The sequence below is a fragment of the Nocardia arizonensis genome (assembly GCF_001310275.1).
In the GTDB taxonomy this organism is placed as follows: Bacteria; Actinomycetota; Actinomycetes; order Mycobacteriales; family Mycobacteriaceae; genus Nocardia; species Nocardia arizonensis.
Window position 1 is genome coordinate 78461 of sequence record NZ_LGYZ01000083.1, and the last position, 16674, is coordinate 95134.

The 16674-nt window shown below is 67.9% G+C and carries 17 protein-coding genes; 5 read left to right on the top strand and 12 right to left on the bottom strand.

Annotated features, from left to right (window positions below; genetic code table 11):
* From APZ21_RS18435 to APZ21_RS18470, 7 genes are all read right to left on the bottom strand, one after another.
* Entirely contained in the window at positions 1-195 is a 195-nt protein-coding gene (locus tag APZ21_RS18435; RefSeq protein ID WP_174553657.1) for a hypothetical protein, read from the bottom strand.
* A 62-nt stretch (positions 196-257) separates the two neighbouring features.
* Positions 258-1586, bottom strand: a complete 1329-nt coding sequence (locus APZ21_RS18440) for an MFS transporter (RefSeq protein ID WP_082393224.1) — start codon at positions 1584-1586, stop codon at positions 258-260.
* 250 nt (positions 1587-1836) lie between these two features.
* Complete coding sequence (locus APZ21_RS18445) at positions 1837-2604, bottom strand: 3-oxoacyl-ACP reductase (protein ID WP_054814567.1); 768 nt, start codon at positions 2602-2604, stop codon at positions 1837-1839.
* A gap of 23 nt (positions 2605-2627) precedes the next feature.
* Entirely contained in the window at positions 2628-3983 is a 1356-nt protein-coding gene (locus APZ21_RS18450; RefSeq protein WP_054814568.1) for an aldehyde dehydrogenase family protein, read from the bottom strand.
* A complete protein-coding gene (locus APZ21_RS18455; protein WP_054814569.1) occupies positions 3980-4717 on the bottom strand; it encodes a gamma-glutamyl-gamma-aminobutyrate hydrolase family protein in 738 nt (245 codons plus the stop codon). Before APZ21_RS18455 ends, APZ21_RS18450 begins: the two co-directional genes overlap by 4 nt.
* Positions 4698-6062 (bottom strand): glutamine synthetase family protein, encoded by a 1365-nt coding sequence (locus APZ21_RS18460; RefSeq protein ID WP_082393227.1) that lies wholly within the window; start codon positions 6060-6062, stop codon positions 4698-4700. The genes APZ21_RS18455 and APZ21_RS18460 overlap by 20 nt, the downstream gene beginning before the upstream one ends.
* Positions 6063-6501: 439 nt before the next feature.
* Positions 6502-6837: a transglycosylase family protein gene (locus tag APZ21_RS18470; protein WP_054814572.1), complete on the bottom strand. Its 336-nt coding sequence runs from the start codon at positions 6835-6837 to the stop codon at positions 6502-6504.
* Positions 6838-7261: 424 nt separating this feature from the next.
* On the opposite strand from APZ21_RS18470, the gene APZ21_RS18475 reads away from it, so the two are divergent.
* Positions 7262-7702, top strand: coding sequence for a nuclear transport factor 2 family protein (locus APZ21_RS18475; RefSeq protein ID WP_054814573.1), 441 nt, complete (start codon positions 7262-7264; stop codon positions 7700-7702).
* Positions 7703-7716: 14 nt separating this feature from the next.
* On the opposite strand, the gene APZ21_RS18480 is transcribed toward APZ21_RS18475, so the two are convergent.
* Both APZ21_RS18480 and APZ21_RS18485 read right to left on the bottom strand, forming a co-directional pair.
* Entirely contained in the window at positions 7717-9156 is a 1440-nt protein-coding gene (locus APZ21_RS18480) for a cytochrome P450 (protein WP_054814574.1), read from the bottom strand.
* A gap of 91 nt (positions 9157-9247) precedes the next feature.
* A complete protein-coding gene (locus tag APZ21_RS18485; protein WP_054814651.1) occupies positions 9248-9898 on the bottom strand; it encodes a TetR/AcrR family transcriptional regulator in 651 nt (216 codons plus the stop codon).
* A gap of 183 nt (positions 9899-10081) precedes the next feature.
* On the opposite strand from APZ21_RS18485, the gene APZ21_RS18490 reads away from it, so the two are divergent.
* From APZ21_RS18490 to APZ21_RS18500, 3 genes are all read left to right on the top strand, one after another.
* Positions 10082-10504 carry an organic hydroperoxide resistance protein gene (locus APZ21_RS18490; RefSeq protein WP_054814575.1) on the top strand — a complete coding sequence of 141 codons (423 nt, stop codon included), beginning with the start codon at positions 10082-10084 and terminating at the stop codon, positions 10502-10504.
* Between the two features lie 131 nt (positions 10505-10635).
* Positions 10636-11406, top strand: coding sequence for an SDR family NAD(P)-dependent oxidoreductase (locus tag APZ21_RS18495; RefSeq protein ID WP_054814576.1), 771 nt, complete (start codon positions 10636-10638; stop codon positions 11404-11406).
* Between the two features lie 149 nt (positions 11407-11555).
* Complete coding sequence (locus APZ21_RS18500) at positions 11556-12587, top strand: fused (3R)-hydroxyacyl-ACP dehydratase subunits HadA/HadB (protein WP_054814577.1); 1032 nt, start codon at positions 11556-11558, stop codon at positions 12585-12587.
* A gap of 113 nt (positions 12588-12700) precedes the next feature.
* Here APZ21_RS18500 and APZ21_RS18505 read toward each other — a convergent pair whose 3' ends face one another.
* From APZ21_RS18505 to ligD, 3 genes are all read right to left on the bottom strand, one after another.
* On the bottom strand, positions 12701-13531 hold the full coding sequence (locus tag APZ21_RS18505; protein WP_054814652.1) for an RNA polymerase sigma factor SigF: 831 nt from the start codon (positions 13529-13531) through the stop codon (positions 12701-12703).
* Positions 13532-13644: 113 nt separating this feature from the next.
* The gene (locus APZ21_RS18510) at positions 13645-14295 is read right to left on the bottom strand and encodes a DUF8176 domain-containing protein (RefSeq protein WP_156371167.1); all 651 of its coding nucleotides are present in this window, start codon (positions 14293-14295) and stop codon (positions 13645-13647) included.
* Between the two features lie 224 nt (positions 14296-14519).
* A complete protein-coding gene (ligD, locus tag APZ21_RS18515) occupies positions 14520-15473 on the bottom strand; it encodes a non-homologous end-joining DNA ligase (protein WP_054814654.1) in 954 nt (317 codons plus the stop codon).
* Between the two features lie 129 nt (positions 15474-15602).
* On the opposite strand from ligD, the gene APZ21_RS34150 reads away from it, so the two are divergent.
* Positions 15603-16259: a hypothetical protein gene (locus tag APZ21_RS34150; RefSeq protein WP_156371168.1), complete on the top strand. Its 657-nt coding sequence runs from the start codon at positions 15603-15605 to the stop codon at positions 16257-16259.
* The last annotated feature ends 415 nt before the right edge of the window (positions 16260-16674 follow it).

A 16674-nucleotide genomic window follows, 5' to 3' on the forward strand; every position in this document is an offset into this window, starting at 1 on the left:
TCAGTCGACGGGCAGATGTTTGATGGAGTCGCCGCCCTTGGTGTGGTGCAACCGCCCGAACCGGCTGTCGAGCAGATTCGCCATGCTCTCGGCCGCACCGGTGTACGCGGCCTGCACCGTGTCGGCGCGATGGGCCACCGCGACCGGCGGCTGACCGGTCGGACGAGCCTCGAGCACGCACTGCTTGTCCTCCACGCCGCCCTTGTGGGCGGTCTGATCGCTCGACGATACGGCCGAGACCCTGGTACGGCGGCGACCTAGGTCGCGGCCTGCGCGGGCGGCGTCGGTGCGTCGGCCTCCGCGGCGGGCACCTCGACGCCGCGCAGCGAGGTGCCCGCGGTCTCGCGCAGGAAGGTCCACGCGATCAGGCCGATCACGGCCGCGCCGACCATGTAGAAGGCCGGGAACAGCGACCAGCCCGTCGCCTCGATGACGGCTTCGTTGACAAGGGGCGCGGTGCCGCCGAAGGCCGCGGTGGACACGTTGTAGGCCAGGGCGAAACCCGCGTAGCGCACATGGGTCGGGAAGATCGCCGGGAAGGTCGAGCTGATGGTGGACAGCTGCGGGACATAGAGCAGCCCGAGTATCACGAATCCGGCGATCGCCCAGAAAGTGCCCTGCCCCATGAGCCAGTACATCGGTACCGCGAGCACCGCGAGGCCGACCAGCGAGATCAGCCACATCGGACGGCGGCCGATCCGGTCGGAACCGGCGCCGAAGAAGGGCAGCACCAGCATCATGACGACCTGGCCGATGAGCATCATGGCCGTGGTGGCCGACTCGCCGAGGCCGATGGTCTTCTCCAGATAGGTCGGCTGATAGGTGAGCAATGTGTAGTTGACGACATTGAGCGCCACGACCAGACCGGCGAGGGTCAGGGTTTCGCGGCGGTAGGTGGTGAGCACCTCGCGCAGACCACTGTTGGGGTGCGGTTGGTCGGCGATCTCCTCGAAGACCGGGGATTCGTTCAGTCGCGACCGCAGGTACCAGCCGATCAGGCCGAGCGGGACGGCCAACAGGAACGGAATGCGCCACCCCCAATCGTGCATGGCCTGCGAGCCGAACAGCAACTGGCAGAGCAGCACCACCGCCGAGCCGCCGACGAAGCCCGACAGGGTGCCGAATTCCAGGAAACTGCCGAAGAATCCGCGTTTGCGGTCGGTCGCGCATTCGGCCAGATAGGTCGCGGCGCCGCCGTATTCGCCGCCGGTCGAGAAGCCCTGCACCACCCGGAGCAGGATCAGCAGAATGGGCGCCGCCACGCCGATGACCGAATGCGTCGGCAGGATGCCGATGGCGCCGGTAGCCGCGGCCATGAGCAGAATCGTGGTGGCCAGCACCGCTTTTCGGCCGATCCGGTCGCCGAGCGGGCCCCACACCATGCCGCCGAGCGGGCGCAGCACGAACGACACCGCGAAACCGAGCATGGTACCGAGGGTGCCTAGTTCGCCGGGGAAGAAGGCGTCGGTCAGATAGGTCGCGGTGGCGGCGTAGACGCCGTAGTCGAACCACTCGGTGGCATTGCCCATGGCCGAGGCGGCGATCGAACGGCGGAGCACCGCGGACTCGACGGTGTTGGCGGCCATGGATTCTCCTCTTCCGGCCCGTTCCCACGGACCTCGATCGGTACGGCCGCCGCCCCGGGAACCGCGGAATCCGGGAGGACAGCACGAAACGGACCGTTACCCATGACTCGCGGAGCACAAACCCCCCGACCGCCGCACATCACCCACGCACGACCTCGGCTACCTGGCAATTTTCACGGCGATATGATTTACATCACCGTAGATCGCAAATGGTGTGTCCCCCCACGATCGGCGGCGAACCACGCCACCGTCAGATCGGCGTCACATACGCTCCCGAGATACCGCCGTCGACAAGGAATTGCGAAGCGGTGACGAACGAGGAATCGTCACTGGCGAGAAAGGCCACCGCCGCGGCGATCTCCTCGGGCTCGGCGAAGCGGCCCAGCGGAATGTGCACCAGCCGCCGAGCCGCCCGCTCGGGGTCCTTGGCGAACAGCTCCCGCAACAGCGGGGTGTTCACGGGTCCGGGGCACAGCGCGTTGACCCGGATGCCCTGGCGGGCGAACTGCACGCCGAGTTCGCGACTCATCGCCAGCACGCCGCCCTTGGAGGCCGTGTAGGAGATCTGCGAGGTCGCCGCGCCCATGACCGCGACGAAGGATGCGGTGTTGATCACCGATCCGCGTCCGCGCTCCAGCATCCGCTCGATGGCGTACTTGCTGCACAGATAGACCGAGGTCAGATTCACCTCCTGCACCCGCCGCCACGCCTCGATGCCGGTGGTCAGGATCGAATCGTCCTCCGGCGGTGAGATTCCCGCGTTGTTGAAGGCGATGTCGACACCGCCGTAGGTCCGCGCGGCGGTCTCGAACAGTCCGCGCACCTGCTCCTCGTCGGTGACGTCCACCGCGACGAAGGTGCCGTCCACCTCGGCCGCCGCGGCCGCGCCGGTGCCTGCGTCGACATCGGCGACCACCACCTTGGCCCCCTCGGCCGCGAACCGCCGCACGGTCGCCAGTCCGATGCCGCTGCCGCCCCCGGTGACGACGGCGACCCGATCCTCTAAGCGCTGCAACACATCTCCTTTTCGACAGGCGGAAACTAGGTGGCGAGGAAGACGTTCTTGGTCTCGGTGAAGGCCAGCGCCGCGTCGGGACCGAGTTCGCGTCCGAGACCCGACTGTTTGTAGCCGCCGAACGGCGTCCAGTACCGCACCGACGAATGCGAGTTCACCGACAGGTTGCCCGCCTCCACCGCGCGCGAGACCCGTAGCGCCCGACCGAGATCGGTGGTCCAGATCGACCCGGACAGACCGTATTCGGTGTCGTTGGCGATGCGCACGGCATCGGCCTCGTCCTCGAACGGAAGCACCGCCACGACCGGGCCGAACACCTCCTCGGTCAGTACCAGATCCGAAGGTCCCGACGGCAGCACCACCGTGGGCGGATACCAGAACCCCGGACCGTCGGGACACGCCCCGGTGTAGGCGACGGTCCCCGGATCGACGAACTCGGCCACCCGCTGCCGGTGTTCACCCGAGATCAACGGCCCCATTTCGGTGGCCTCGTCGGCGGGATCACCCACGCGCACCCCGCGCACCGCGGGTTCGAGCAGTTCGAGGAAGCGGTCGAAGACGCCGCGCTGCACCAGAATCCGCGACCGCGCACAGCAGTCCTGTCCGGCGTTGTCGAACACACCGTATGGCGCCGTCGCCGCCGCCCGATCCAGATCCGCGTCGGCGAAGACGATATTGGCGCTCTTGCCGCCGAGTTCCAGTGTCACCCGCTTCACCTGCGCCGCACAGCCCGCCATGATCTGTCTACCGACGGTGGTGGAGCCGGTGAACACGACCTTGCGCACCGCGGGATGGGTCACGAACCGCTGCCCCACCAACGAACCCTTGCCCGGCACGACCTGGAAGACACCCTCCGGCAGCCCCGCGGCGAGGGCGAGTTCGCCCAGGCGTATCGCGGTCAGCGGGGTCAGTTCCGCGGGTTTGAGCACGACGGTGTTGCCCGCGGCCAGCGCGGGCCCGAACCCCCATGCCGCGATGGGCATCGGGAAATTCCACGGCACGATGATCCCGACCACCCCGAGAGGTTCGTGGAAGGTGATGTCCACCCCGCCGCCGACCGGAATCTGTTGTCCCAGTAAACGTTCCGGCATACCGGCGGCGAAGTTCAGCACGTCGCGCACATTGCCCGCCTCCCAGCGCGCATTGCCGACGGTGTGCCCGCTGTTGGCGACCTCGAGGCGCGCCAGATGCTCGAGGTCCGCGTCCACCTCCGCGGCGAAACGGCGCAGCAGCGCGGCCCGGTCGCCCGGGGCCACCGCGCGCCAGGCGGGCGCGGCGGCGCGGGCGCGCTCGATGGCGGCATCGGCCGCGGCCTCGTCGGCGAGCTCGACGCGCGCGATAACCTCCTCGGTCGCCGGATTGACCACCGTGCTCGCATTCACGCGACCCGCTCCTGTCTCCGGGCGGCCGCCGCGGCGACCACCGCTCGCATCAATCGGTCGTCGGAAGTGTCGGCCTCGGGATGCCATTGCACGCCGAGCAGGAAGGGACCGTCGACCGTCTCGGCGGCCTCGATCGCCCCGTCCGCGGCGTGCGCGGTGGCGACCAGTCCGTGTCCGAGTTCGGCCAGGGCCTGATGGTGGTGGCAGCGCACCGACACCCGCGGACCCGTGATCGCCGCGACCGCGCTGCCGGGCGCCGTGGTCACCTCGGTCCGCGAGAACGTACCGGGACCGCCGGAATGGCCTTCGTGTCCGACCACGTCGGGCAGATGTTCGATCAGGGTGCCGCCCAGCGCGACATTGACCAGTTGCAGTCCCCGGCAAATCGCCAGTACCGGCATATCTATCGCGCGGGCCAGCGCGAACAGCTCGAATTCGGACTCGTCTCGGTCGGGTCGGGTGTAGCCCGTCGATGGCGTCCGTTCTCCGCCGTAGCGCGCGGGCTCGATGTCCGCTCCGCCGGTGAGCACCAGTCCGTCCAACCGGTTCACCAGTTCCGGGCGGGCTACACCCGCGGGCGGCAGCAGCACCGGGATACCGCCCGCCCGCAGCACCATCTCGACGTAGTCGTAATGCAGGACCGCGCTGCGCACATCCCACGAACCGAAGACCGCCCGCTCCACGTAGGTGGGCAGGCCGATGACCGGCCGCGAATCAGAGTCGCTCGAAGCCACGGATTCGCTCCCAATCGGTGACGGCGGCGTCGAATGCCTCGAGTTCGATGCGCGCCGCGTTGCGGTAGTGGTCCACCACGTCATCGCCGAACGCGGCGCGGGCCGCCCCGGACTCGCCGAACAGCCGCGCGGCCTCGCGCAGCGTCGCAGGCACCCGCGGACGGTCGGAGCGGTAGGCATTGCCGTGGAATTCCGGTTCCAGGGGCAGTTCGTTGTCGATGCCGTGCAGTCCGGCCGCGATGGTCGCGGCCACCGCGAGATACGGATTCACGTCGCCGCCCGGTATCCGGTTCTCCATCCGCAACGACGGGCCCTCGCCGACCACCCGCAGCGCGCAGGTGCGATTGTCCACACCCCAAGCCAATGCGGTGGGCGCGAAGCTGCCCTCGACGAATCGCTTGTAGGAGTTGATGTTCGGAGCGAGCAGGTAGGTGAATTCGCGCAGGCAGGCCAACTGCCCGGCCAGGAAGTGGCGCATGAGCGGCGAGCTGCCCGCCTGCCCGTCACCCGCGAAGACCGGCGTGCCGTCCCCGGCGCGCAAACTGAGATGGATGTGGCACGAATTACCTTCGCGCTCATTGTATTTCGCCATGAAGGTGAGGCTGCGCCCCTCCTGGGCGGCGATCTCCTTTGCCCCGGTCTTGTAGATGCTGTGGTTGTCGCAGGTCACCAGCGCCTCGTCGTAGCGGAAGGCGATCTCGTGCTGACCAGGACTGCATTCGCCCTTGGCCGACTCCACGTACATCCCCGCACCGGTCATATCGTTGCGGATTCGCCGCAGCAGGGGTTCCAGCCGGGCGGTGCCCAGCATCGAATAGTCGACGTTGTACTGATTCGCGGGCGTCAGACCGCGGTAGCCGCTGCTCCAGGCCGCTTCATAGCTGTCATCGAACACCAGGAACTCCAGTTCGGTGCCCACGTAGGCGCGCAGACCGCGTTCGGCGAGGCGACCGAGTTGCGCCCGCAGCACCTGCCGCGGCGAGACCCGCACCGGTTCGCGGGCCGGCCGCACCTGTTCGACGTCGCAGAGCACCAGTGCGGTGCCAGGCCACCACGGCACCGCGCGCAGGGTCGCGAGGTCGGGTCGCAGCACCACGTCGCCGTAGCCGCCCTCCCAGGACGCGTTGCGGTATCCGTCGACGGTGTTCATCTCCACATCGACCGCGAGCAGGTAGTCACACGCCTCGGTGGCGTGGTCGAGCACCTCGTCGAGGAAGTAGCGCGCCGCGCAGCGTTTGCCCTGAAGTCGCCCCTGCATATCGGTCATGGCGACCAGAACCGTGTCGAGTTCGCCCGACTCGATCCGTTCCCGCAACTCGGCGGGCCCCAGCATCCCCGATCGCATCCACGGCCCCTCTCGGCGTCACAACCTCGCCAACGCTAGAGCAAAACCCGACCGTGTGCCCCTCGACGCGACGAACCCGCCGATACCGGGCGCCGTGAGGTGCGCGGTATCGACGGGTTCGTGGCGAACGTCGTCGTTCGGAGGACTGCCGGCCGACAGTCGGTCTCACTCCTCGCGGCCGCGGCGACACTGGCGCGAACCGGCCGCCCGAACGACGTCGCGGGGGCGGCGACACTGACGCCCCGGACGCCCCGTCATCCGATCCGTAGCCCGGCCGCCGTGGCCGCGCTCTGACCGTGATAGTGGGCGGTATATTCCGATATTGAATCGGATGGATGATCCCGACTAATCGGACGCAATACCAATTTTATATTACCAATAAATAGCTCGACGCCCACCGCAAGAATTAACGGTGGGCGTCGCATTAAGCCCGGCTACCTCAGAGGTAGGCGCCGCATACCGGCCACGCGCCGGGGCCCTGACCCGCGAGCACGTTCTCGGCGACGCGGATCTGCTCCTCACGGCTGGCGTTCTCCGGCGAGCCGGTGCCACCGTAGGCGGCCCAGGTGCTCGGGGTGAACTGGAGGCCACCGGAGAAGCCGTTACCGGTGTTGGTGTTCCAGTTTCCGCTGCTCTCACACTGGGCGACAGCGTCCCAGTTGTGGTACTCGGCCGATGCGGTACCGGCGGAAAGGCCCAGCGGGAGGGCAACGAGGGCGCCCACGATCGAGACGAGGCCGAGTGTACGGTTGCTGATCTTACGGTTAAGCGACATTCGAAGTTCCTGCCTGCGCCCGTCCGCCCCGGCGCCATACGGTCGGGACCCTGCCCCCAGGAATTTCTCGGGGATTCTCGAATCGTGGGGCAGGATTACGGTGTTCGGCGATTCGAGGTCGTGCCCGGCTCGATGTTTCCGGGCCTGCAAACGAAGGTAACCAAAAGATCGCAGAAGATCACGCCCCGATAACGAGCGACCACTCTTGACCACTACTTCAGGTTTTCGGCGTTCACGCAGTTCGACGCGAAGATTCCTCGAATTACATTTCTGTCGTTATAGCACCGTTATGTGGCGGAGATCACTGCGAAATAGTGACACCGGTCGCGTTCGAGCGCACCCCACCTCGGGCGAACGTCCCCCTTGCGCCCGCCGCCCGCCCCCTGATCCCATGGACAGATCATTCCCAGCCCCGGAGGCGCCCGTGCTGTCGCTCCAAGAGATCTCCGACCGTATGGAGATCCAGGACCTCATGGTCCGCTACTCCCACGCCGTCGACACCCGGCAGTGGGATCTGCTCGACGAGGTCTTCACCCCCGACGCCCACATCGACTACTCGGCCATGGGCGGCTCGGCGGGCGACCTGACCACGACCAAGAAGTTCCTGGCCCAGGTCATGCCCGCCTTCCCGGCCTTCCAGCACCTCATCGCCAATTCGGCGATCACCGTCGATGGCGACACCGCAACCGCGCGCACCATCTGCCAGAACCCCATGCTCGCCCCCGGTCAGGACGGTGCGCAGACCCTCATGATGTGCGGTTTGTGGTACCACGACACCTTCGTCAGGGTCGACGGCGCATGGCGGATCTCGCGGCGGGTCGAGGAGAAAAGTTACATGTTCCTCGCCACCGGCGTCTCCGCCTGATCCCGGGCCGTGTCCTACCCGCGCGGGCGCAGGACGATCGGGACACCGTCCTTCGGGAAGGGCAGGGCGCTCATCTGCCACGGCATCTCGTAGCCGTCCGCGAAGTCCCAGTCGTAGCGGCACAGCATGGTGTGCAGCATGGCCTTGACCTCGTACATGGCGAAATACATGCCGATGCACTTGTGCACACCCGCCCCGAAGGGCATCCACGCGTAACGGTGCGACCGGTCCTCGCGGCGTTCCGGGCCGAAACGGGACGGATCGAACTTCCACGGATCGGTCCAGTACTCGGGCAGGAAATGGTTGGCGACCGCGCCGAGCATCACATTCGTGCCCGCGGGCACGTAGTAGCCGTCGATCTCGGTGTCCTTGACCGCCTTGCGCAGGATGAACGGCACCGGCGCGATGATCCGCATGGACTCCTTGATCACCAGATCCAGCGTGGTCAGCGAGTCCAGTGCGGCGACATCGAGCGCGTCCGCGCCGAGCGCGAGGGATTCCTCGCGGGCGCGGCGCTGCCACTCCGGGTGTTTGCCCAGGAAGTAGGCCGATACCGTGGTGGTGATCGTGGCGGTGTCGTGCGCGGCGAGCAACAGGAAGATCATGTGATCGATCACCTTGCTGTCGCTGAAGCGCTGTCCGTCCTGACTCTCGATGTGACAGAGCACCGAGAAGAAGTCCGACCCGTCGTCGACCCGCTTGGCGGGCAACATGCGCGCGAAATACTCTTCGAGTTCCCGTCGACCGCGCAGCCCGGCCTTCCACCGCCCGCCCGGCACGGGTATCCGCACGGGTGTCTCACAGGCCAGCAGCATCGCCTCGAAAGCCTTGGTGAGCCGATCGGCCTCGGGGCCGAGTCGCACGCCCATGAACACATCCGCGGCGATATCCATCGACAGCTGTTTGATCGAGGGATACAGCTTCATCGATGACGACCCCCAGCGCCCGATCCGTTCCTCGACCAGTTCCGAGACCCGGGAGAAGTACGTGCGCAGACGCTCGGGGGTGAATGCCTGCTGCATGATGCGCCGGTCCATGCGGTGCTCCTCGAAGTCGAGCAGCAGCAGTCCGCCGTGGAAGAACGGATCGATGAGATCCTTCTGCCCGGTCACGAAGGCGCGATCGCGATTGCCGAGCACCGATTCGATGGCCTCACCACCCGTGGCGATCACCATGTCGCGGCCGAAGCCGCGGATCCACACCATCTTGCCGAAGCGGTCGACCAAGTCGAGGGTGTGGGCGGAACCGTAGCGTAACGCCTGAATCGTATCGCCGAGCCACGGCAGGCCCGCGCGGCCGGGCACGGCTGCGAGTCCGCTGCCGGGCGGCGGCGGTGCGAGCACACCGCGGCGCTGGGGTATCAACCGGGCGGCGCGCTCGACGAGTCCGTTCGGCATCTCGATGAATTGCCCGTTCTCGGGGACGGGTGTGGGATGGGCGTGGAGTGCCGTCATGGCATCTCTCCTCTATCGATCGATCGCGACGCTCATCGTCGAACGCGGCGACATGATGTGAAAGTCGTTGCGGCGCACGGGAACCGGAGAGTCATCGGTCGCCCCCGGCTCGGGTGGCGGTGTGGTCGAGCAGCAGCGGCACGAGATGGCGGCGCGCGAAGACGCGGGCCTGTTCGGGGCTCGCGAGCTCGATGCTGCGCGACGGGGTCAGCAGGAAGGACAGCACGATGCGGACGGCGAGTTCGGCGACGACTTGGAGTTCCGCGCCGGATCGATCCTCATGAGCGTCACGTGACAGTTGCACCGCAAGGAACGCGGCACCGGTGTCGACGAGACTGCCCGCGTCGGTGGTGAGATACGGCAGCAGCGAATCGGGCTCGATCTCCAGTAGCCGGTTCAGCAGCACGTTCGCGCCCAGATAGGCCGTGGAGAAGACGAAGCCCTCGACGAGTTTGTCCTCGGTCGCGGCGAATTCGGCCATCTCGTCTTCCAGCGCGGTGAGGAATCGACCCATCTCGCGCAGGATCACGGCCTCGACGATGTCGTCCTTGCCGGGGAAGTGTCGATAAAGGGTGACTCGTGCCAGCCGGGCGCGCCGGGTGATGTCCTCCACGGTGGTGCGTTTGATGCCGACGGTCTCGAATTGGGTGAGCGCGGCATCGAGGATGCGCTCCGCGGTGCCGGCGGACTCCTGCGCACCCGCCGATATCACCGCTCTCGCGAGCATTCCGCTTTGCCTCATCACCATCTCCGCAACTCGTCTACCAGTGGAATGGAACAAACATACGCTCATTGTCTCTCCATACTCAAGCGCTGGATGAAAATCGTTGTGAGGCAAGCCACGCCAACTCTGATTGTGCACAATTTAATTGCTGGCTACCGTTACCGGTGCAAGCGAATTCCGCAGAGCCGAAGGAGTCAGACCATGAAGGTCCTGTACACCGCCGAGGCCCTCGCGACCGGCGACGGTCGCAACGGTCACGCCCGCAGCACCGACGGCCGGGTCGATGTCGACCTGGCCGCACCGCCGGAACTGGGCGGCAGCGGCCAGGGCACCAATCCCGAACAGCTCTTCGCCGCGGGCTACGCCGCCTGCTTCCACTCGGCGCTGCGCCTGGTCGCCAAGTCCGCCGACGCCGACGTCACCGATTCGGCGGTCGGCGCGAAGGTCAGCCTCGGCCCGAACGACGACGGCGGCTTCGGGCTCGCCGTCACCCTGGAGATATCCCTGCCCAACGTCCCGCGCGACCGGGCACGGGAACTGGCCGACAAGGCGCACGCGGTCTGTCCGTACTCCAATGCCACGCGCGGCAATATCGACGTCGACGTGATCGTCGCCGAAGACTGAGCGTGATCGTCGCCGGAGACTGAGCGTTTCCACCCGACCTCCCGGTAGACTTCCTCCGACCAAGCAATTGCTTGGTATCTGGCGGACCGGAGGGTCGGGCTCCCGCGCGGGGCCGAACGGCGGAGGTGTGGATGAACGATTTCGGTCAGCGCGAGGGCGCCGCGCTGGTCCTCGGCGCCAGCGGCGGACTCGGCCGCGCCATCGCGCGCCTGCTGCTCGAACGCGGCAGCCATCTCGGCCTCACCTACCACCGCGACCCCACACGACTCGATCCGCTGACCGAACGCGCCGCCGAACTCGGCCGCACCGCGCGCACCTGGCAACTCGACCTGATCGACGCCGACCGCACGGCACAGGTGGTAGCGCAGGTCGCGGCCGATCTCGGGGGCATTCACACCCTCATCTACGCGGCCGGACCGCATGTGCCTATGGTGCACCTGAGCCGGATCGCGCCCGCCGATCTCGCCCGGCAACTACACGTCGACACCGCGGGGTTCTTCGCCGCGGCGCACGCGGCATTGCCGCATCTACGTGCGAGCGGCGGCAGCATCGTCGCCGTCACCAGCGCCGCGACCGCGCGCTACCCGGTCCGCGACGGACTCTCGGCCACCCCGAAGGCGGCGGTGGAGGCGCTGGTGCGCGGCATCGCGGCCGAGGAGGGCCGCTTCGGGGTGCGCGCCAACTGCGTCGGCCCCGGCATGACCCTCGACGGTATGGCCGAACGCCTCGTCGACTCCGGCGATCTCGATGGCCGTGCCCTCGACGTCGCCCGCGGCAATATCCCGCTGCGCCGTTTCGGCGACGCCGAGGACATCGCCGAAGCGGTCTGTTTTCTCGCCTCCGACCGGGCCGATTTCATCACCGGCCAGAAACTCGACGTGGACGGCGGCTACGGCGTGTGACACGCGGGCGGCGCGCGGGGATCGCCCGACGCGGCGGGGCGTTCGCGGACGCGAACCGGTATCGTCACGAACCGGTACGACACCGTACTCCCGCACGGCGGCCCGGGGCATCGCCGAGGTCGCGCACGACATCTGAGAAGGAGACCGGTTTGGAGGTCCTCGAGTCCCCGCGCAGCGACGTCGACCCGATCGCCCATATCCACTCTCTCGTCGGGCAGCGGTTCCGCATTCTCGCGCCCTACCGGGTGGGCCGGGAGAAGGTCAGGGAGCACGCGCGGGCGGTCCAGAATTTCCATCCCACGCACTGGGACGAGGACACGGCCGCCGCATACGGTTACCCGTCACTGCTCGCGCCGCCGACCTTCACCAGTCTGCTGGCCGGTTCGGTCCAGCGGGCCATGGCCGATATCCTCGTCGGCCTCAATCTCACCACCACGGTTCAGACCGACCAGATGCTCGACTTCCACCGCCCGATCCTGGTCGGCGACGAGATCACCAGCAATGTCTCGCTGCACTCCTTCCGGCAGGCATTCGGCGGCGACATGCTGGTGATCGAGAACGCGATCACCAATCAGCACGACGAACTCGTACTCACCGCGTATACCTCGGTGATCTCGCGTTCGGAGGCCGAGGAGGAAAACGAGCCGATACTGGCCAAGGTGGCCAGAATCGGACGCCAGGACTTCGCGCGCCCCGAGGAGGTGGTGCCGTGGCCGAATCCACTGCGCACGGCCGAGACCCCACCGCCCGGACCCCGCGTCCGCACCTTCGACAGCGTCACGGTGGGTGCGGAACTTCCCGTGGATACCGTTCGCCTCACCCTCGGCGACCTGGTGAACTACGCGGGCGTCGCGGGCGACCCGAACCCTATCCATTTCCATTCCGACACAGCCCAACTCGTCGGTCTCGAACGCGGGGTGGTCGCGCACGGCATGTTGACGATGGCGCTGGGCGCGGGCTATGTCACCGCGTGGCTCGACGATCCCGGTGCGCTGGTGCAGTATTCGGTGCGTATGACGAGTCCGGTGTACGTCGGCGTGGGCGGCCGCAGCAATATCGAGTTCAGCGGCAAGGTCCGCTCGGTCGATCCCGAGGCGCGCACCGCCTCCATCGCGCTGACCGCGACCTATGAGGGCAAGAAGATCTTCGGCCGCGCCACCGCGGTCGTGCGTTTGGCCTGATCGGCGAATTCCCTTCCGTTCGAGCCGATTCCACCGACGACGCCCTGGCTACGCCGGGGGTCACGCCGGCCCGGTGCGCGTGCCATCGCCGTGGACCGCGCCCCGGATGGGGGTCAGGCGATCCGGCGGGCGGCGGGTTCGGCCAGAGCCTGTTCCCTGAGGTTCTTCAGTGTCCGGGTGAGAATCCGCGACACCTGCATCTGGGATACACCGAGCCGTTCGGCGATCTGGGCCTGGGTCCGGTTCTCGAAGAATCGCATGACCAGCACCTGCCGCTCCCGGTCGGGCAGCGCGGCCAGTAACGGGCGCACCGCGAGCGCGTCCTCGAGCAGGCGGTAGGAAGGCTCCTCCCGGCCAAGGGTGTCGGCGATCGACGGCCGGGTCTGTTCGTCGGAGGGTCCGGCGACGGCGTCGAGCGAATTGGTCTGATAAGCGTTGGAGGCCATGAGTGCCTGGGTGACCTCGACGACCTCGAGGTCGAGTTCGGCCGCGATCTCACGCGCGGTCGGCATGCGGCCGAGTCGCTGCGAGAGCGTCTCGATGGCGGGTCGGATCTGCGCCTGTATCTCCTTGGCGCGCCGCGGCACCCGCAACGCCCAGGTGCCGTCGCGGAAATGTCGGCGCACCGAACCCATCACGGTCGGCACCGCGAAGGACAGGAACGACGCGCCGCGCGAGACGTCGAAGCGGTCGACGGCCTGGACGAGTCCGAGGCGGGCCACCTGGAGCAGATCATCGAAATCTTCCCCGCGGCCGGCGAATTTGCGGGCGATGTGTTCGGCCAATGGCAGGCAGCGCTCCACGATCTCGGTGCGCAGTTTCGAGCGGTGCGGGTCGTCGGCGGCCAGAGCGGCCAGCTTCTCGAACCACGGCTCGATATTGTCGTAGGTGTCCGGCCCGAACACGTCCTGTGACACCTCGGCGGCGCCTGTCGTCCTGCTCATCCGACATCCTCGTTCCATCTCGAGCGCTTGGGCGTTGGCCCGGATACCCGCGCGCACGCCCTCGACACCCGTGAATCCGGGAAAATCTCCGAAGTCGAGACGGGCGCCGCCGCTCAGGAGGGTGCGGCGATCTTGGTTATGGCGATCACGCCGCCGGTCTCGGTCACCGTCACGAATTGGCGATAGGTGCGCACCGCGGCATCGGGACGCGCCTCGGTGATGACGACGTCGAAGCGCCCATCGGCCAACGGCGTGATGAGTACGCAGTGCTGTGTGCCCGCGGGCACCGAGGCGATGCCCGCGCCGATCACCTCGGCCGTCGGCACCGCGGCGTCGGCGGTGGTGAGGGTGCGCGCCGCCGTACCGGATCGGCTGACGTAGTAGGCGTGCTGGAAGGCCAGGATGACATCCGGTCCGTTCGCGGTGGAGCCGACCCCATTACCGCGAACCAGCTGGTCGGTACGGGTTGGCTCACATCCCGGACCGCCGCCGAGCACCGGGTCGGCCGCCGTCGCCGCCTGCTGCGGCGCGGTCATCGCGGTGGTGTAGACCAGTACGACCGCGGCCGCGGCCAGCGAACCGACCACCGCCGCCGAACCGACCACCACCGATCGGGTGCGTGAACGACGCGGTGGCCTGCGCTTACGTTTGCGCTTGTGCAGCGGCGGAAGTGTGCGCGGGGCGGGCAGCGCGCCAGACGACGGCAGCATTCCCGGCCACAGCGGCGCCGCCGCCGCGCGGCTCGCGGCGCCGGTGCGTAACACGCCGACGCTTCTCTTGGGTTCGGACGTGTTCGACGACATCATGATTTCGCCGCACCCCCTTTTACCGGCGCCTTCGTGGCGACCTCGGGCCCTCATCAATGCTGTTGGGCTCTAACAACATTGCATACCTCATCGGATTATGGCGGGCGAACGGCCCGGGAGCCACCGTTCGGGTGCGCGAATATGGCGTCGCGGCGTGTCTTTCGCGCACCACGCGGACGAGATCAGGTGGTACGACGAGCCCTCGCCCGGCGTTTGCCCTCGTGCATGGCCTGCACCCGGGCGACGGGAATGGTGTGCCCCTCCGCGATCAGATCGGCGGGCAGCGACTGCGGTGCGGGCATGTCCTCGGCCCACGGATCGGCACCGGCCAAACGCTCGGGCGCGGTGCGCACGGTGAAATCGGCCGGCACGACGGCGTCGAGATCGTCCCAGGACACCGGGAAGGACACCGTGGCCCCGGGCCGGATGCGGGGACTGTAGGCGGCGACGACCGTGGCCCCGCCCGCGCGAGTGGAGTCGAGGAACACCTTGCCGCCGCGATCCTCGACGATGAAGGCGGTGGTCGCGGCGGCCGGATCGAGGCATTCGGCCCGCGCGGCGATGGCCCGGGTGGCCGCGGCGGCGTCCTCGACAGAGATGCCGGCCACCACCGGAACGAAGATGTGAACACCTTTCGCCCCACTGGTTTTCACCGCACCCGCGAGTCCGTCGGCGGCCAGCGCCGACCGCACAAGTCGCGCCGCGTGCACCGCGCGAGCGAAGTCCGCGCCGGGCGGCGGATCGATATCGAGCACCAGATGCGTCGGACCGGCCGTGTGATCGGCGAGCAGCAGTGTGGTGTGGTACTCGACCGCGCGCTGATTGCCGAACCACAACAGCGTGCGCACGTCCTCGCACAGCGCGTAGGAGATCTCGCGACGCGAGGTCTCGGCCCACAGATTCACCCGTCGCACCCACTCCGGCGTGTACTTGGGCAGGTTCTTCTGCATGAACGCATCCTGACCGGGTCGGATGCGCACCACCGAGAGCGGGCGTTGCCGCAGTGCCCGCACCATGCGCTCGCCGACCGCCCCGAGGTAGTCGATCAGGTCGCGTTTGGTCGTCTGTGCGCCGTCGAACAGCGGCTGGTCGAGGTTGGTCAGTTCGACTCCGTCTCGAACCTCCGCATTGCCCATTCCCCCACCCTGCCCGGACGGGAACGGACGGTCAACCGAACGGATGGCGCGTTTCTTCGCGCGGGTCATCCGTCCGGGCGCTCGGTCCGAATCAGAGGAGTAGGCATCTACCTCCCGGAAAGAGAGCACATGGTCACATCGAAGACCGTCTCCCACCGCCGTATGCCCCGGCGCACCGCGTATTTCCTGGTGGCGGGTGCGCTTCCATTGGCCGTCGCCGTCGCGGCCGCACCCGCACCGGCCGCACCGCCCGGTGGGCCGTCGGCGGTCGCCGACGAGGAACCGGCCGCGCCCGCCGATCCGGCGACGGACGCACCCGTCAACACCATCCGAATCGGTGACATCGAGGTCGGCAGACCCGAATTCGTTCCCCCGGACCTCGCCGAGCAGATCAACGACGGCGCGCAGGGTATGGAGGATTCCCTGTCCGACGGCCTCGACTCCGTTGGTGTCGAGCACGGCCGATCGGACAAGATCGCGGAGGATGTCGTCGGCGCGAGCGTGGTCGGCGCGAGCGTCGGCGCCACCGTGGCCGGCCCGCTGGCCGCGACCAGCGCCATGATCGGCGCGGCGACCGGCCTGATCGTTGGCATTCCCTTCCTGCCCGCGGGCCTCGTGGTCATGCCTATCGTGTGCGGCGCGCTCGGTTACGCGATCATCGCCGCGCCGGCGGCGGCGATCGGCGCCGGCATCGGCGCGATGGTCGGCGCGGTCGAGGGCTCGGTGGCCCCGCTGCCCGAGCCGAACGCACCCGCCGCGCCGGCCGATTCCGTCCCCGCTACGTGACCGCCGCCGGGACCTGGTGGTGGTTCAGCGGCGGGTGACGGCGGTGGGCAGCCGGGCGAATCCGCGGTTGTCGGACGAGTGGACGCGCACCGCACGCTCGGGCCGCGGATCGGTCGACGTTCCGTGATACCGGAGCCTGCTCGCGCAGCCTGGCATAGTACGGATACCGATCGCGGTGGACATCGAAGTCATAGGGCTGTATAGCAACGACACGATGCGGTCTTCCGTAGCGCGGGACTCGGGCGGACACGATGACAGTAGTCGAGATGAATTGAGGCGGTTACGATCTGGTCCGGCCAGGTCACGTCGGTGGTCAACTGGCGACCCGATTCCCGGCATCCGCATCCGCATCCGCGTCCGAGGCGCTCTCGATGCTGGGTGGCGGGACCCTCCTTCCCTGACCCGAAATCGGCCG

What these genes read in the sequence shown, in the direction of transcription:
- APZ21_RS18480 (WP_054814574.1), bottom strand. Translation starts at nt 9,156, where the DNA reads ATGACGGCACTCCACGCCCATCCCACACCCGTCCCCGAGAACGGGCAA.
- APZ21_RS18470 (WP_054814572.1), bottom strand. Translation starts at nt 6,837, where the DNA reads ATGTCGCTTAACCGTAAGATCAGCAACCGTACACTCGGCCTCGTCTCG.
- APZ21_RS18440 (WP_082393224.1), bottom strand. Translation starts at nt 1,586, where the DNA reads ATGGCCGCCAACACCGTCGAGTCCGCGGTGCTCCGCCGTTCGATCGCC.
- APZ21_RS18505 (WP_054814652.1), bottom strand. Translation starts at nt 13,531, where the DNA reads ATGAGCAGGACGACAGGCGCCGCCGAGGTGTCACAGGACGTGTTCGGG.
- ligD (WP_054814654.1), bottom strand. Translation starts at nt 15,473, where the DNA reads ATGGGCAATGCGGAGGTTCGAGACGGAGTCGAACTGACCAACCTCGAC.
- APZ21_RS34150 (WP_156371168.1), top strand. Translation starts at nt 15,603, where the DNA reads ATGGTCACATCGAAGACCGTCTCCCACCGCCGTATGCCCCGGCGCACC.
- APZ21_RS18495 (WP_054814576.1), top strand. Translation starts at nt 10,636, where the DNA reads ATGAACGATTTCGGTCAGCGCGAGGGCGCCGCGCTGGTCCTCGGCGCC.
- APZ21_RS18460 (WP_082393227.1), bottom strand. Translation starts at nt 6,062, where the DNA reads ATGCGATCGGGGATGCTGGGGCCCGCCGAGTTGCGGGAACGGATCGAG.
- APZ21_RS18485 (WP_054814651.1), bottom strand. Translation starts at nt 9,898, where the DNA reads ATGAGGCAAAGCGGAATGCTCGCGAGAGCGGTGATATCGGCGGGTGCG.
- APZ21_RS18490 (WP_054814575.1), top strand. Translation starts at nt 10,082, where the DNA reads ATGAAGGTCCTGTACACCGCCGAGGCCCTCGCGACCGGCGACGGTCGC.